Here is a 15,730-nt window from a genome sequence, read left to right on the forward strand (position 1 = left end):
AGTCATGCGGGGAATCGAGCTGGTTTTCTGATTTTGCGCTGCGAATCGGCACTGGTGCTGGTGTGAGGCTTAATAAATCAGCGTTTCCCTAAGCGAATTGTGTACCGAGACACCCAGAGCTACATGGGCGTGCTTCTTGACGACAACAACCGCAAACCGCTCTGCCGCTTACATTTCAACCGCACTCAGAAGTACTTAGGCCTGTTCGACAAAGACAAAAACGAAACACGTCACCCAATCGAAACGCTCGATGATATTTACACCTTTGCCGAGCATCTGAAAGGCTCTGTCAGCTACTACGAGTAAGCCCTCAGTGAAGCGCCAAGGAAGGCGCATAGACTCATGCCTAGAGAAAGGCCTACCATTCGTACAAAGAAAGCGTACAATCCAGCAACCGCAGCACACCTAACTCATTGATTTTATTAGGCTTAGCGAAGAGAAAATTTCTCCTAGGGTTCAAATCCCTATCTCTCCGCCATTTTTATGCTCGTAAGCCCCTGAAATTCTTAGAGTTTCGGGGGCTTCTTGCTTTTAGGCACTGGCAAAAGTGTCGAAAGCACAAAACTCAGCGAAAAAGGAACAACGCGTGAGACTCCTATTAGCCCTAGCTATAACGCTGTTATGCCAAGAAGCCTTCGCCAGCATGCTACTCAGCGAGGACGCATTTACCGATCAATACATCAGGATCGCGCAACAGAAGCATCCAGAGCTGATAATCAACAAGGTCGCCGCTCTTGAAGTGCAACTCAGTGAACGTGGCGAGGTCGATAGTGAGAGAACAGCTTTTCTCGACAATGCTTACCTAACTTATAAAAACGACCCAACAGCGTTTAATTCCGTAATGGCGCATTACACGCGCTCAATAAAAAACACTTTCTACCCGAGCACAGAACCGCTCGATAGCAAACGTCTTTTCCCGGTCATCAAGAGCAAAGCACACATCAAAACCCTTGATGCAATGTTAGCCAATGCCAAAAGCAAGCAGCCCTCACCCACTTACCGCGAAGCATTAAATGAGGAGCTCTATGTCCTCTATGTGTTCGACAGTGAGACAACAATGCGCTTTGCCAGCCAGGAAGATATTAAAAATCTCGCAATTGCCGCCGAGGATCTTCGCGAACTGGCCATATCCAACCTCCGCGATGCGGTTGAGTTAACCCTGCAAGGTGATCCACACACGTTATCCATGCTGATTGCCGATGGAAATTACGAGGCTTCTTTGATTCTGCTCGATAGTCTATGGAACAAAGAACAATTTCCCGTAAAAGGTAAAATTGTCGTCTACCTGCCTTCGCGCGATTTACTGCTCATTACCGGCTCAGAAGACCCAGAAGGCCTCGCCAAAGCCAAAAGCATTGTTCTCGACCCAGAGCAACATTGGCCGCATATGATTTCACGCCAAGGTTTTATCCGCGAAGGCACCCGCTGGGAAGTGTTCGATAGCCTGTAGCACACTCACCACAACTCCACCTTTAATCAGGCCAAGTGTTTAATGCGCTGCTGCCTAACCTCAATAGGCAGTGGCCTTTCTTCAGGCGTTGTCCGCCCGATCAAGACATGCCCCGCACTGAGCTATAAGCATAGATAACCAGTAAGCCCTGGCCAAAAACTCCAACACAGCTAAGCAACTTGTCTTTAATATGGCTGTGCAGGGAAGCATCAATGAAAGACGCGCACACTATGCGCAATGGGAGTTGCTGCCCCTGCTAATCGTCTAAGCAAGGAGCAACCTCTGTGAAGCAAATACTCTTAGCCGCCGCTGCATGCCTGGCAGTCAGCCCTGCAATGGCCGCCAACTATTGCGACAGTCGCGGCAGTAATAGCAGCTACGAATGGATCGCGGCGATCAGCCTCAATGGCATAAGCCAAGCCTCCGGCAATAACGGCGGCTACCTAGATGCAACCAATAAGCCGCCACTACAACTGAGCGGAAAAGGCGACAGGCTTGAACTCCGCCCTGGGTTCATAAGCACCCAGTACCCCGAAAACTGGGGCGTCTGGATTGATTTCAACCAAAATGCCACCTTCGAAAGCAACGAGTTGGTAATGACGGCGCAAGGCAACACCGCACAGTCCGCCATCATCAATCTGCCCGCTGGCGCCAGCGGCACCACGCGCATGCGCGTGCAAATGCGCTGGGGCTCTGCTGCACAGCCTTGTGGCAGTTACACCTACGGCGAAACCGAAGATTACTTGGTGCAGTTGCCGGGCGCGCCCAGTCAGGCGGCTTATCCTTACAGCTTGACCCTAGAGCCCGATTTCTGGGTGACGCGCAGCGGTGAGCTGGGTGATAGGTTAGCCATGATCGTAGAAAAAGACGGCACCCGAGTTTTAAGCCGTAACGCGGCAGGAAACCTGCGCGACCGCTACTCGAACCATCAAACAGGCAGTGTTTACAAAATCTGGTTAGAGGCTTTTATTAACGGCGCGTACAAGCAAGTCTCTAACCTGATCACCTACCGACCCGGCACAACAGATCGCGTACTACTGAGCCGCGATGTGATTAACAACACCATTACTCCATCCGTTGACTTTCAAGGCGAGTGGATTATTGCCCCGGAAAATGCCGAACAAACCCGCCTACCGGCTCAGACCGGCCAACCTTTAAGGTACCCCTTCGTGTATGGCGTGCGTTATCAGGTATGGGCTGAAGCCACGATCAATCAAAAGAGTGAGCCCATCTCGGTACCCCTAGCATTTCGCGAAGGTTTCCCATCGCCTTATATCGACGTGGAAGTCGAAGCCGATTTCCTATTGCGACACAACGGCCCGGCTAACAACTCGCTACTCTGGGTCATTCGTGAAGATGGCGTGGAAGTCTTTCGACAAGCAACGGGCAACGCTTCCCAGCTTCGTTACCCTTTCCAAACAGGGCGCAAATACAAGGTCTGGCTAGAGCAATTGGTCGGGAATGAGTGGGTACTGGTGTCCGATGCCGAATACTTCTCGCCAGGTCTGAGCGATCAGCATCAGCTGACTATCGATACCAATCGGCAAATCACCCGTAGCGGCACGCTCGGCGAGTCTGTGACCTGGGTTATCGAAGAAGGCGGTAATGTTGTGCTCAAGCGCTATGCGGGCAATGAGCTGGCGTATACCCATTATCGCTTTGATCCAAACAAGCCCTACCGGGTCTGGCTGGTTCGCTTTGTCGATGGGTATTACCAGCGGGTCTCCAATGTCGTGCGCTATGGCCAAGGCAGCACCCCCACTGACGGCAGCGAGAATTTCTTGCCGCTCTACCAACTCGGTGTGGACGCCAATCAGCTCCTGACTCGTTCGCAAGGTAATCACACCATGTTGACCTGGGTTATCGAGCAGGACGGCGTCACTGTACTGGAGCGTCTGGCAAGCAACGAGCTGAGCTACCGCTACTTCAATTACAGCCCCGGCAAAACTTACCGCTCGTGGCTAAAAGCTTATATTGACGGCCGCTATCAGCGGGTATCGCCCATCGTGACCTACTAAACGAGCAATCTACTAGCGACCGGGCTACGCCTGTAACGCGGCCCAGTCGCTAGCAGCTCACGACGCTGAGACGCATATACCCAGCCCGGCTTATCCAAACGGCGTTAAGGCAATGCGTAGCAGCATAATGACGGCCTCAGCTCTACTTAGCGATGTTGCGTGAGCTGTTTGACTCATTTTGATGCAGCAAGCCGCTATTCTTGCCGTACGCTGCGACATGAACAGCCCACAAGGTCGTTGGCTTTGTGGGCTGTTCTACTTCTAGGTTTGATCCACACCTAATGTTTAACAGGCAAATCGCCTAAAAGCTTTCACAGCGAAGCCCGCACCACGCGATTACGCCCGGCGGCTTTGGCTTGGTACAGCGCGCGGTCGGCGCGGTCGATGAGTTCGGTGGCGGTCATGCTATGGCTGTGCGGGGTGATCGCACTGACGCCAAGGCTGAGGCTTAGGGCAATGGTTTGCCCATCCCAAGCGCCAGGGTGGCTTTGCACGTTGAGGCGGATGCGTTCGGCGAGCAGTTCGGCGGCGGTTACGTCGGTGTTAGGCAGCAAGGCAATGAACTCTTCACCGCCATAGCGCGCGCAGATATCGCTTTGCCGTAATGAGTTTTTGATCAGTTCGGCCACTTGGCGCAGACAGGTGTCGCCGGCTAGATGCCCGTGCTGGTCGTTGATTTGCTTGAAGTGGTCCATATCCATGATCAGCACTGCTAGCGGGTTCTTGTAGCGTTCGGCTTGATGCCACGCTTGCAGCAAAAATTCGTTAAACGCCTGACGGTTATACAAGCCGGTGAGGCCATCTTCACGGCTTAGGCGGGCCAGGCGCTGGTTGGCGCTGGACAGCTCTTGCAGGGTTTGCTCCAGCGCTTGGGTGCGCTCGCGGATGCGCTGTTCAAGTTGCTCATTCAAGCTGCGCTGCAAGGCTAAGGTGTGGGCTTGCTGCTCGCGTTGCTGTTTTTCTTGGCGAATCAGCGCTTTTTGCGCACGTTGCTTAGTCACTTCGGCTTGGCGAATGCGCGACGACAAGGCATACGCAAAGATCACCACTTCCAACAGCGCGCCAATTTGCTGAAAGACCAAGGTGCCACCGGCAATCGGCAGCACGCCGGAGCCACTTAACACATGCAGGAAGGTGGCAATCACCAGCACGCCCCAGCCCAAGGCAAACAGCTTGGCCGGGGCATGTCCTTGCAGCCAACGGCGTAAGGCAAAGATCACCGCGCACACCGTGCACAACCCGACCACCGCGAAGCTGCTGAGCAGCGCCAGTTGATAGGGCATCAGCAGCCCTAACAGCAGAGCCAGCAGGCACAGGGCGATTAAGCCGCGCCCAACCACGCGAAAACCGCGCGACATTTGCCGGATTTGCAGGGCATCCCACGTGAACAAGCAGGCAAACAGCGCCGAAAGCGCGGCAAACACAATAAAACTGCGCTGCTGCCACCACAGTGAGTCGGGCCATAGCCACTGAAAACCAAAGCCCAGTTGCGCCCACTGGTACAAGGCAAAACACAGCACAAACGCGCAATAGTTGAGATACACCCGCTGGCGCACGAGCACGGTCAGCAACAGGTTGTAGAGCAGCATCACTAACATGGCGCCGAAGAAGCCTCCCTGCAGAAGCAGCACGCGTTGCTCATCATTCATCAGCTGTTTGGGCGTTAATAGGCTGGCATCTAAATGCAGCGAACCTTGCGAGGCGATGCGCAGATAAATGTCTTGGCTGGCTTCGGCCGCCAGCTCAATGGGCACCAAGACTTGCCGGTGAAAATTGGGGCGCTGCTTAAAAGGCCGCTGATCGCCGCTTTGGATGTGCAGGCCATTTAAGAAGACATCCACTTCATCGAGCAGCGGATTGCCAATGCGCAAGTACCAGCTGCGTGCCACCGGCAATGGGTTGTGTAAGGTCAGACGTAGCCAGATGGCCGATTGGCGATAGCCAAAGTTCACATCGGGGCGGTTATTCCATTGCCATTGGGCATCGGGCAGCTGGCGGATTTGGCTGAATGCTAAGCGGCCTGTGGGGTCTTCCACATACTGCCATTGTTCGCCCAGCGTATAAGGCCCCGCTTGCGGGATGACGCTCAGCTGTTGGTAATCTTCCGCACGCACCAGCGCGCTGCAGCACAGCAGCGTAAGAACCAGCAGCCAATGACGGGTGAGATACGGCAATGCGCCTCCAAGGCGGGCGAAGCGTTCAGTCAATAGCAAGCCTGCCTGTCAGGCTTGCTTGAAGTAAAGCACGCTGTAACGGCCAGCAATGTACTCTGGCGGCATTAATCAGCGTCTGCCCAACAGATTATCCGCAGGAGCGCTTCTATGAATTGGGACTTACCTTCACCTTTTGTGATTGATGTGCAGGTGTTGCCGCAACATATCGACGGCCTTGGCCACGCCAATAACGCTGTTTACGTGCAATGGCTGGAACAAGCCGCCTGGGCGCATTCGCAAGCGCTGGGTTTGAGTGTGCAAACCTATCAGCAGCTGGATCGCGGCATGGCCGTGGTGCGCCATGAGCTGGACTATCTGGCCTCGGCCTATTGCGACGAGGCGCTGCAAGTAGCGACTTGGCTGGTGGATTGCGACCGCAAGCTGCGCAGCTTTCGGCGTTTTCAAATTCGTCGCGTTAGCGATGGCGCCACCTTGCTGCGTGGGCGCACCACCTTTGCCTGTGTGGAGCTATCCAGCGGCAAACCCAAACGCATGCCGCCAGAGTTTGTCGCCGCTTACGGGCAACTGACGACTGAGGCCTGACAGCGCCTAAGCCGCCCCCTACAATGCCGGCCCCGATTGTTTAGAGCCCGCTATGCAGATTGCTTTGGCCCCGATGGAAGGCCTTGTCGATGCGCCCCTGCGCGACTTACTCACCCGCGTGGGCGGTGTGGACTGGTGCGTGACCGAGTTTATCCGCGTCACCGATCGCCTGTTGCCAGCCAAAGAGTTCTTCCGCTTAGCGCCGGAACTACTTAACGGCGCGCGCACCGCCGCCGGCGTGCCAGTGCGCGTGCAGCTGCTCGGCTCCGATCCTTATTGCTTGGGCGATAACGCCGCGCTGGCCTGTCGCCTGGGCGCGCCGGTGGTGGATTTAAACTTCGGCTGCCCGGCAAAAACCGTTAACCGCCATCGCGGCGGCGCGGTGCTGTTGAAAGAGCCTGAAACCCTGCACCGCATCGTCAGCCAAGTGCGCGCCGCTATGCCCAAACACGTGCCGCTGACGGCGAAAATGCGCTTGGGTTATGAGGATGCCAGCCTCGCGCTGGACTGCGCACGCGCCATGGCCGACGGCGGCGCCAGCGAAATCATCGTGCATGCGCGCACCAAAGTGCAGGGCTACAAACCGCCAGCGCATTGGGGCTGGATTGCCCGCATTGCCGAGGCCGTGCCGGTGCCGGTGATGGCTAACGGCGAGATCTGGAGCGTCGAGGATTACCGCCGCTGCATAGCCGAGTGCGGCGCGCGCGATGTGATGCTGGGCCGTGGCTTAGTGTCGCGCCCGGGGCTGGCTCGGCAGATCGCCGCAGAGATTCGCGGCGAAGTGGCTGATGACATGCACTGGGCCGAGTTGTGGCCGCTGCTGCAAGACTTCTGGCTTGAAGCGCGCAGCCGCATCGCGCCACGTCACTCGCCGGGTCGCCTTAAACAATGGCTAGCCATGCTGACGCGCTTCTACCCCGAAGCCGAAGTACTGTTTGGCCAGATCAAGCGCCTCACTACCCCGGCAGCGGTGGACGCCGTGCTGGCCGAGTTTGCCCGCAGCACACCACACCGGGGTTAAACCGCGCGGTTATTTCATGGGTTGAAATCGCCACAGACGCCCCCACCTATTCAGTAAGCCGATGCTGCTAAGCGGGTCGGCGAGGGAAAGCTTTCCCACATCACTTTGCTGAATTTCAGGAGGTAACACCCCATGACTAGCGCATTCTCTCTGGCCCCGTTGTTCCGTCACTCGGTGGGCTTTGATCGCTTAAACGACCTGTTCGAAGCCGCCCAGCGTAACGAAGGCACCAGCTACCCGCCCTACAACATGGAAAAAGTCGGCGATGATGCTTACCGCATCGTGATTGCCGTGGCTGGTTTCCATCAAGACGAGCTGGAACTTAACGTCGAGCGCGGTGTGCTCAGCGTGCAAGGCCGCAAGGCCGAGCGCAGCGAAGAAGGGGTGACTTACCTGCACCAAGGCATTGCCCAGCGCGGCTTCCGTCTGCAATTCCGCTTGGCCGACCATATCGAAGTGCAAGGCGCCAAGTTAGAACACGGCCTGCTGCGCATCGAACTTAAGCGCATCGTGCCGGAAGAAGCCAAGCTGCGGCAGATCCCCATCAGCGCCTAAGCGCGCCGCCTAAGCAAAAGCCCCGATTCGTTCGGGGCTTTTTTATTGCCCAGTTGGTCGGGCAACGCGTTGCTGGCATTGGCGCGTGCGTAAGCACTGGTTAGACTGCCGCGTTTTAACCCGCAGGTGCTGTGATGGCCGCTAAAGTCGAACCCTTCTGGAAGCGCAAAACCCTCGCTCAGCTTGATCAAGAAGAGTGGGAATCGCTGTGCGATGGCTGCGGCTTGTGCTGCCTGCAAAAACTTGAGGATGAAGACGACGGCGGCGTGTACTACACGCGCATCGCCTGCAAGCTGCTAGACCGCGACACCTGCCGCTGCACGGACTACCCCAATCGCCGTGCGCAAGTGCCCGACTGCATTCAGCTCACCGCTGCACAAGCCGACGAGTTCAAATGGCTGCCGCCGACCTGCGCCTATCGCTTAATCGCCGAAGGCAAAGACCTGCTGCCGTGGCACCCGCTGGTGTGCGGCGACCCGGACGCCGTGCATGCCGCGCGGGTGTCTTACGCCGGGCGTATGCTGTGCGAAAGCCAAGTCAAAGAAGATGATTGGGAAGACTACTTAATCTTCCGCGCAGGCTAAGGGCAACGTATGGCATTGGAGTGGATTGGCTACGTGGCCGCGGTGCTGACCACCGCCGCGTTTTTACCGCAAACCGTACTCACCCTGCGCACGCGCGACACCCAAGGCCTGTCGCTGGGTATGTACAGCCTGTTCACCACGGGCGTGGCTTGCTGGCTGATTTACGGCTGGGTGCGTGGTGACTGGGCACTGATTGCCGCTAATGCCGTCACCTTCTTGTTGGCGCTGTGCATCTTAGTGATCAAGCTGAGTAACCTCCGTCGCGATCAATTGCAGTGATGATTAAGGGCCCTACGCTCAATAATTAGCGCAAAACGCGCGCCCAAAAAGATTATTGAGAATCATCCGCAAATATAGTGTGCCGTTAAGCCATATTGATGATTTGAATAAGCCGTGACTGGGCAGTTCTGGCTATTTTGCTGTTAGAATCGCGCCCCGCTGCCAAGCGAGCCTGCCTGAGGAGAATCAGAACATGACCTTTGTCGTTGTCGACAACTGCATTAAGTGCAAGTACACCGATTGCGTGGAAGTCTGCCCCGTGGACTGCTTCTACGAAGGCCCGAACTTCCTCGTGATTCACCCGGATGAGTGCATTGACTGCGCCCTGTGTGAACCGGAATGTCCGGCCCAAGCCATTTTCAGTGAAGACGAAGTGCCCGATGATCAGCAGGAGTTCATCCAACTGAACGCTGATCTGGCGGAAGTGTGGCCGAACATCACTGAGAAGAAAGACCCGCTGCCCGACTCCGAAGAGTGGGACGGCAAGCCGAACAAGCTGCAGTACTTAGAGCACTAAGTTCGCGCTGTTGGCTAAAAAGCCCGCCCGGTTTACCGCGCGGGCTTTTTTATTGGCCGTGCTTGGCACGCAGTTCGGCGCAGTAATCTTGCTCTGGCATCGCTTCGGTAAACCACACCCAATCCGCTTGCGCGGCGCTTACCTCGGCGCCTTCTTCAGCTAACAAAAGCACGCGCGGCAGCTTAGCGGGTGCTAGGTCTTGCACATGCAGCGGCACGCCACGGTCTTTGCGGGCATGGAAAGCCCCGGCAATCAGTAGCGCCGGTGTAGGCGCGGCCAGCAAGGCTTCGGCCATGCGTCGGTCGCGCTGTTGCTGCACGGCGAGCATGGCGGGGATTTGCGCCTCGGGCAGCAGGCCGCAGTGCGAATCGCGAATCTCCACACTCAGTTGCTCGCGCAGTGCCGCGGTATTGCTGTGCTGACCGTCAAGTTGCGGTGGGTTTTGATAGATCGCCATGATCTCGTCGCGGTCTAAATTGGCTGCCAGTAACGGCACCGGCGCCGCCATTAAGTGGCGCAGTAACGGGCCGTAGAGCGTCCAATCCCAGCCCTTACTCCAAGCAATATCTTCTGGCAGCCACAGGCGTGTGGGGTTGGCTTGCAGAGCCGCGACAGCCGCCTGCTGGCTGGGTACCAGCATCTCCAGCAAGTGCGCGCCTGTGCTGCGACGAGTGGCCAACTGTTCAACCAGCCACAGCTCGATGGCATGGTGCGCAGGGTTATCGTGTTTTTCACCCACCACTAAGCGCTCGGCGCGCGCGGTTTGCTCTAACAGCTGCGCAGGGGTCAGGCTTTGCCCTGTGTGCAAGTCAATAATGCGCCCCGCCGGTGCAGCCTGCGCTGACACCGCCAAGCACAATGAGAAAATCAGCGCAGACAGGTATTTCATCGTGGAATCACCCAAGGGCAGCCTAATTCGGGGTGGCGGCTCATGATCACCGGCAAGTTAAACACGGTTTGCAGGTTGCCCTCGGTGAGCACCTCATCTGGCGTGCCGATGGCATGCAAGCCGCCTTGATGCAGCAGCGCGATGCGATCGGCAAAGCGCGCGGCCAAGTTAAGGTCGTGCAGAATCACCAGCACCCCAGCGCCTTGCCCAGCAAAAGCACGCACAGCCTTGAGCGTGGCAAGCTGGTGCAGCGGATCGAGCATCGAGGTCGGTTCATCGAGCAGCAAGACTTGCCCGCCCTGCCCCGGCCACAACTGCGCGAGCACCCTCGCTAAATGCACGCGCTGGCGTTCGCCGCCGGATAGTTCCACATAGTTACGCCCGCGCAGATGCGCTGCATCGGCGGCTTCTAGGGCTAGGCCGATAATCTCACTATCGCGCTGCCGACCGCTGGCATGCGGCAGGCGGCCAAGGCCGACCACTTCATCCACCACAAACGCGAAGTTCAAACTTGACTGCTGCGGCAACACTGCCAAGCGCTGCGCACGCTCGCTGCCTAACCACGCTGCCAGTGGTTTATCAGCAAACAGCACTTGCCCAAGGCTGGGCAGAAGCTCGCCACTTAACGCCGCCAGCAGGGTGCTTTTACCCGCGCCATTGGGGCCGAGCACGGCGAGCACTTCGCCGTCTTGCAGGGTGAGGTTTATGCCAGCGAGGATGGTTTTACCGCCACGCTGCACGTGCAGGTTGTCACACTTAAGCATGCGAGCGCCCCCTCACCAGCAGGTAGAGGAAAAACGGCGCACCGATCAGTGCGGTAAGCACGCCGATGGGCATTTCCGCCGGTGCCACCAACAAGCGCGCCAGCACATCGGCCAACAGCAACAAGCTGGCTCCGGCCAACATAGAGGCAGGAATCAACGTGCGATGATCCGGCCCCAGCAGCAGGCGCATCAAATGCGGCACCACTAAGCCGACAAAGCCGATCATGCCGCAGGCCGCCACGGCGGCGCCGACACCCAAGGCGGTGAGCAGAATCAGCCGCCGCTTTAAACGCTCGACATCCACGCCCAAGTGACGCGCTTCAGATTCGCCCAGCAGCAAGGCATTCAACGCGCTGGCACTGCGCGGCAAGCTGACTAGCACCAGCAAGGCAATCGCCAACAGCGGCCATAAGCGGCTATAGCTGGCACCGTTTAAGCTGCCTAAGTTCCAGAAGGTTAAGGTGCGCAGCGTGGCGTCATCGGCCAAGTACTGCAGCAGGCCAATCAGCGCGCCCGCTAATGCGGCCAAAGCCACGCCGGCAAGCAGCATAGTGGCGACATCCACACGCCCCTGTTTACGGCCCAAGCGATACACCACGCTGGTCACCAGCAAGCCGCCAGCAAACGCGCTGGCCGACAGCAGATAGGGCGACCACTCAGGCGCCAACCCGCCTAAGCCGGCGCCGAGCACAATCATCAACGCCGCGCCGAGCGCCGCGCCGCTAGACACGCCAATCAAGCCAGGGTCGGCCAAAGGGTTTCGGAATAAGCCCTGCATCGCCACGCCACACAGCGCCAGCACACCACCGGCGGCGAGGCCCAACAGGGTTCTGGGCAGGCGAATTTGTTCGATGATCAGTTGCGCTTGCGGCTCGACCAACAGCGGCAGCCCCAAGCGGCTGAGCAAGACGCGCCACGGGGTATCCAGCGACATGGCGACCGGGCCTAAGCTCAGCGACAAACTGATCGCCAGCAACAGGCCCAGCGCCAAGGCGATAAACACCAGGCGAATGGAAAACAGAGGTTTCATGGCTCCTGCTTAGGGTGCAGACCCAGCCAGGGTGGATGAAGGCAATTGCAGGGCAGGATAAAAGGCCTGCGCCAACTCTGCCACCGCCTTGGGCACGCGCGGGCTAACGCCGCCGACCAATAAGGTTGGGTCGATCACCGGCAAACGCTGTGCAAGCCCGGCAGGCGTTGCGGCTAACGCCGGCTGTTGCTCCAGCAAGGCGGCACGCGCTTTGGCACCGGTTAACGCACGATCCGTCACCACCAGCACTTGCGGCGCCAGTGCCAGCAAGGCTTCGCTGGTCATCGGCTTATAGCCTTCGTGGCTGGCGAGGTTGTGCCCGCCGGCCAGTTTAATCAACCAATCCCCGGCGGTATCGGTGCCGGCGACCATCGGGTTGCCGCCTGCGTGGCTCAGCAGCAACAGCACGCCGGGCTGGCTGCTTTGCTGGCTGAGCTGCTGCTCAAGCTGGGCCAGTTGCGCCTGAAACGCCTGATACTGCGCTTGCGCCTCGGCTTCACGGCCGAGCAGCGCACCTAGCTGGGCAAGGTTAGCCTCTAAGGTTGGCAAACTGGGCGCAGATGACAAGGTATACAAGTTCACCCCGGCACCTTTGAGCTGCGCCAACACCGGCGGCGGGCCCATTTCCTCGGTGCCGATCAGGGCGTCCGGCTGCAGGGCCAAGATGCCCTCAGCGGTGAGGTTACGTTGATAGCCCACATTCGGTAGCGCGGTGAGCGACAGGGGATGCCGGCTGGTGCTATCCACCGCCACTAAGTGCTGCTCGCCACCTAAGGCCACCAACCACTCACTGACCGCGCCGCCGACACTGATCAGCCGTTCGGCCGCTTGGGCGGGGTTTATCAGCAGGCCTAAAGCCATGGCTAAGAGGGTGTTACGGCGCATGGTTGCCGTCCTCCATCAAGATACGTGTGTCGTGCGCACCGCGGTCTTGCAGCAAGCTGACCAAGCGCAAGAAGGCATCCAACGGCGCTTGGCGATCGAGCTGTAGGTCGATACCCGGCGGCGTGCTGGTCAAGCGACTATCCAGCGCCACACGCAACGCGGCGAAGTCGCTTTGTGGGGCGTCATCCAGATACCACTGGCCGTCGGCATTGAGGGCAATTTGCAGGCGCTCATCGGGGGCGTTGGCCGCCGGCGGGTGGTCTTCCGGCACCTTGGGCAAATCCAGCGGCAGGGTTTTCAGCGGCATTTGTGCGGTGAGCAAAAAGAACACCAGCACGATAAAAATCACATCCAACAGCGGGGTTAAGTCAGGCAGCAAGCTGCTGCCTGAACTGTCGGCCTCGGGCAAGCGGATCATGCCGTGGCTACCTTGCCAGGCACTACCGGCGCGGGTGCTTCTACCGCCACCGGCTTGCTGCTGAGGTCGAGGCTAAGCCCGGCCAAGGCCAGCTGACAGCGATTGAGCAGCGCTTGCAGGCGATCCAGATACAGGTTGCTCCACAAGCTAAAGCCCTGCCCGACACCCAGCGCCGGCACGGCAATCAGCATGCCCCACGCGGTGGTGTACAGCGCCTGCCACAGGCCATCGGCCAACAGCGCCGGGGTCACGGGTTTGTCGGTGGTGGCGATGTCAGCAAACATGTCCAGCATGCCCAGCACAGTGCCGAGCAAGCCAAGCATGGGCGCCAGCACGCCGAGCAACTGCAGCAGGCGCAGGTGCCGGGTCTGGCGTTGGCGTTCTTCCATCAACCAGCAGCCGAGCACTTCTTCGCGCTGAGGCTGCGCTAGTTGGCGGTGCGCCAGCAGCAGCGCCACGCCTTTAGCCCACGAACGGGTGGGCAATTGCGCTTGGGCAAAGCGCGCGCTTTGGCACAAGGTCAGCAGTTGTTTTTCTTGCGCGCGGCTGCACAGGCTGAGCTGGCTAAACAGCACCAAACGCTCAACAGCCAACACCAATACCAGCACTGAGCAGGCCAACAGCGGCCAAGCCACCGGGCCCATCGCGACAAACCATTGCGGCAGCATAATTAGGCCTCCACAGGCAGGGCTTCGACCAGCGCGGTCCAGCCAGTCAGTTCCGGCACGCCGGGTTTACGCGCGCCAAACAGCTGCACGATCAGCTCGCCGTCGGCATCGAAGGCTTCGAGGCTGGTGATCACCCCATCAGTGCTCGGCTTACGCACTCGCCACAGGCTGGCCACGGCGGGCATGTGCAGGTGCAGGTTGAATTCGGGGTCGAGCACGTTGAACCAATCCCCCACCCAGCGCAGGTTCGCCACCGGGCCGGAATGGATTTGAATGCAGTGACGATTGCCGACAAACACCATGATCGGCAGTTCGCTGCTGGCCGCTTGCTCCATGGCGCTCACCAGCTGCTGTACCGGCAAGGCTTCGGCCCACTGGCTACCGGCCAAGCGCAGGGCCTGCTCGCGCTGCGCGCCATGTTTGTTAATCAGAGCAAAGAAGTGGTGGGTGTCTTTCAGCGCGGCCCAGCCTTCACGCAGGCTGTGGCTGTCGATCTCGCTGTCGGCTTTGCCGGGCGCTTTTTCAGCCAACGGCTGCAAGGCCAAATCGGCACTTTGCTCGGCTTGCTGGAACTGCTCCAGCAGCGCCTGCCACGCGCTCAAGTCGCTGTCGTCTTGCAGGTAAACCTTGTGAATAGCCACGCCTTGCTGATCGAAGATTTGCAGGCTGCGCAGCGTGCCGCGCGGGCTTTCATCTTCTACGGCAAACACGCTGGCCCACTCGCCCAAGAACAAGCGCAAGTCGATATCCGCCGACACCACTAAGCCCATGCGGCCATTGGCGGCAACGCTGGTTTCGCGGTAGTGGCCTTTGCGCTCATGCACGCAGTGCTCGTTGCGGGTCAGCACCATCACGCGGCCCAGTTTTTCGAGCGCCGGTAGCAACTGTGCCCAATCGGGGTTTAAGCGCAGCACGCCTTGGCCTAAACGGCAGGCCAACAGCTCGGCCTCGCTAACGGCCAGCTGGGCGGCCGCTTCACGGGCGCGCAAGCGCGGCTGCTCGCCACGCAGGGCTTGCCACTGATCGAACAACGCCTTCGACGGCAGATGGGAATTGGCCATATTCATCGCTATACCTCTCAGCGCCGAGCCAGCGCAAAACGGACGGGAATTTGCACACGGCTTGGCACACCCAAGCCGTTGTTTTGTTCGGGTAAAAACTGCCAGCGCGCCACGGCATCCAACGCCGCTTCATCCAAGGCGGGAAAGCCGGAGCTTTTCAGCACCGCCCGAGCACGCTGGCTGCCACGGGCATCCAAGCGAACTTCTACCAACACCACGCCTTCTTGCTTGCGGCGACGTGCTTGCATGGGGTATTCCGGCGCTTGTGGCGGCGCGGCGAAGCGCGGTTTGCTCACCAGCACCTCTGCCTGCACCGGCGCCGGTTTAGCCACCTGCACGGGTTTAACCGGTTGCTGTGCTATCGGCTGCGGTGGCGGCTCCAACTGCGGCTGCACGGGTTCGACAGCGGGCTTGGCCGCCACCACTGGCTTATGCACCGGCTTGGGCTTTGCTGGCGCCGGTTTTGCCACCACCACAGGTTTAGGTTTGGCCGGCGCTATTGGCACAGGCGGCGCCGGCTCTGGCGGCGTTACCTCAGGCGTAGGCGGCTGCGCGGCGGCAACCAAGCGTGGTAAAGCCGCCAAACTCATCGCGGCGACGGGCTGCTCGACCGTCGGCTGCTCCGTGTTGGGCCAAACCATAAACACTGCCGCGTGCAACACGACAGACAACAGCCCAGGCAACAGAAAACGCGGCATCACGCAGACATCTCAACAGCAGGAATGCCGCATATTGAGAATCATTTGCGAATACTAGTCAAGTTCATTTAATCTTCGCCGCGCCGTGATGTCCTGAATCGATAACGACAAGGCCAGACAACCACCCTACCGACAAT

At 58.7% G+C, this 15,730-nt stretch carries 17 protein-coding genes and 1 pseudogene; 9 read left to right on the forward strand and 9 right to left on the reverse strand.

Going from position 1 to position 15,730, the window contains the following annotated elements; all coding sequences use genetic code 11:
* Positions 1-90 precede the first annotated feature (90 nt).
* The 3 genes and pseudogenes from BMX80_RS04390 to BMX80_RS04400 all read left to right on the forward strand — a co-directional run.
* Positions 91-306, forward strand: a pseudogene (locus BMX80_RS04390) (restriction endonuclease); the annotation flags it as partial.
* A 280-nt stretch (positions 307-586) separates the two neighbouring features.
* Positions 587-1,450 (forward strand): DUF1444 family protein, encoded by an 864-nt coding sequence (locus BMX80_RS04395; RefSeq protein WP_083394239.1) that lies wholly within the window; start codon positions 587-589, stop codon positions 1,448-1,450.
* A 284-nt stretch (positions 1,451-1,734) separates the two neighbouring features.
* Positions 1,735-3,468 (forward strand): GEVED domain-containing protein, encoded by a 1,734-nt coding sequence (locus BMX80_RS04400; protein ID WP_074865599.1) that lies wholly within the window; start codon positions 1,735-1,737, stop codon positions 3,466-3,468.
* A gap of 311 nt (positions 3,469-3,779) precedes the next feature.
* Here BMX80_RS04400 and BMX80_RS04405 read toward each other — a convergent pair whose 3' ends face one another.
* On the reverse strand, positions 3,780-5,675 hold the full coding sequence (locus BMX80_RS04405; protein ID WP_175474875.1) for a sensor domain-containing diguanylate cyclase: 1,896 nt from the start codon (positions 5,673-5,675) through the stop codon (positions 3,780-3,782).
* Between the two features lie 114 nt (positions 5,676-5,789).
* Here BMX80_RS04405 and BMX80_RS04410 point away from each other — a divergent pair, with 114 nt between their 5' ends.
* The 6 genes from BMX80_RS04410 to fdxA all read left to right on the forward strand — a co-directional run bounded on the left by BMX80_RS04410 (position 5,790) and on the right by fdxA (position 9,180).
* On the forward strand, positions 5,790-6,224 hold the full coding sequence (locus tag BMX80_RS04410; RefSeq protein ID WP_074865606.1) for an acyl-CoA thioesterase: 435 nt from the start codon (positions 5,790-5,792) through the stop codon (positions 6,222-6,224).
* Positions 6,225-6,276: 52 nt separating this feature from the next.
* Positions 6,277-7,245 (forward strand): tRNA dihydrouridine synthase, encoded by a 969-nt coding sequence (locus BMX80_RS04415; RefSeq protein WP_074865609.1) that lies wholly within the window; start codon positions 6,277-6,279, stop codon positions 7,243-7,245.
* A gap of 132 nt (positions 7,246-7,377) precedes the next feature.
* Complete coding sequence (locus BMX80_RS04420; protein WP_074865611.1) at positions 7,378-7,800, forward strand: Hsp20 family protein; 423 nt, start codon at positions 7,378-7,380, stop codon at positions 7,798-7,800.
* Positions 7,801-7,934: 134 nt separating this feature from the next.
* Positions 7,935-8,384, forward strand: coding sequence for a YcgN family cysteine cluster protein (locus BMX80_RS04425; protein ID WP_071872039.1), 450 nt, complete (start codon positions 7,935-7,937; stop codon positions 8,382-8,384).
* Between the two features lie 9 nt (positions 8,385-8,393).
* Complete coding sequence (locus BMX80_RS04430) at positions 8,394-8,663, forward strand: SemiSWEET transporter (protein WP_074865614.1); 270 nt, start codon at positions 8,394-8,396, stop codon at positions 8,661-8,663.
* A gap of 193 nt (positions 8,664-8,856) precedes the next feature.
* Positions 8,857-9,180, forward strand: a complete 324-nt coding sequence (gene fdxA / locus BMX80_RS04435; RefSeq protein WP_071871802.1) for a ferredoxin FdxA — start codon at positions 8,857-8,859, stop codon at positions 9,178-9,180.
* Positions 9,181-9,229: 49 nt separating this feature from the next.
* On the opposite strand, the gene BMX80_RS04440 is transcribed toward fdxA, so the two are convergent.
* From BMX80_RS04440 to BMX80_RS04475, 8 genes are read right to left on the reverse strand one after another with little or no spacing between them, the layout of a single operon-like run.
* A complete protein-coding gene (locus BMX80_RS04440) occupies positions 9,230-10,069 on the reverse strand; it encodes a ChaN family lipoprotein (RefSeq protein WP_074865617.1) in 840 nt (279 codons plus the stop codon).
* The gene (locus BMX80_RS04445) at positions 10,066-10,833 is read right to left on the reverse strand and encodes a heme ABC transporter ATP-binding protein (RefSeq protein ID WP_074865620.1); all 768 of its coding nucleotides are present in this window, start codon (positions 10,831-10,833) and stop codon (positions 10,066-10,068) included. Before BMX80_RS04445 ends, BMX80_RS04440 begins: the two co-directional genes overlap by 4 nt.
* Positions 10,826-11,863 (reverse strand): FecCD family ABC transporter permease, encoded by a 1,038-nt coding sequence (locus BMX80_RS04450; protein WP_074865623.1) that lies wholly within the window; start codon positions 11,861-11,863, stop codon positions 10,826-10,828. Before BMX80_RS04450 ends, BMX80_RS04445 begins: the two co-directional genes overlap by 8 nt.
* 9 nt (positions 11,864-11,872) lie before the next feature.
* Positions 11,873-12,748, reverse strand: a complete 876-nt coding sequence (locus tag BMX80_RS04455; RefSeq protein WP_074865626.1) for a heme/hemin ABC transporter substrate-binding protein — start codon at positions 12,746-12,748, stop codon at positions 11,873-11,875.
* Positions 12,738-13,166 (reverse strand): ExbD/TolR family protein, encoded by a 429-nt coding sequence (locus tag BMX80_RS04460; RefSeq protein WP_074865629.1) that lies wholly within the window; start codon positions 13,164-13,166, stop codon positions 12,738-12,740. Before BMX80_RS04460 ends, BMX80_RS04455 begins: the two co-directional genes overlap by 11 nt.
* On the reverse strand, positions 13,163-13,834 hold the full coding sequence (locus tag BMX80_RS04465; protein WP_074865632.1) for a MotA/TolQ/ExbB proton channel family protein: 672 nt from the start codon (positions 13,832-13,834) through the stop codon (positions 13,163-13,165). The genes BMX80_RS04460 and BMX80_RS04465 overlap by 4 nt, the downstream gene beginning before the upstream one ends.
* A 2-nt stretch (positions 13,835-13,836) precedes the next feature.
* Positions 13,837-14,901, reverse strand: a complete 1,065-nt coding sequence (locus tag BMX80_RS04470; RefSeq protein WP_074865635.1) for a hemin-degrading factor — start codon at positions 14,899-14,901, stop codon at positions 13,837-13,839.
* A gap of 11 nt (positions 14,902-14,912) precedes the next feature.
* Positions 14,913-15,593, reverse strand: a complete 681-nt coding sequence (locus tag BMX80_RS04475) for an energy transducer TonB (RefSeq protein WP_074865638.1) — start codon at positions 15,591-15,593, stop codon at positions 14,913-14,915.
* Between the last annotated feature and the right edge of the window lie 137 nt (positions 15,594-15,730).

Origin of the sequence: Atopomonas hussainii, assembly GCF_900109735.1 — a bacterium.
Classification (GTDB): Bacteria; Pseudomonadota; Gammaproteobacteria; order Pseudomonadales; family Pseudomonadaceae; genus Atopomonas; species Atopomonas hussainii.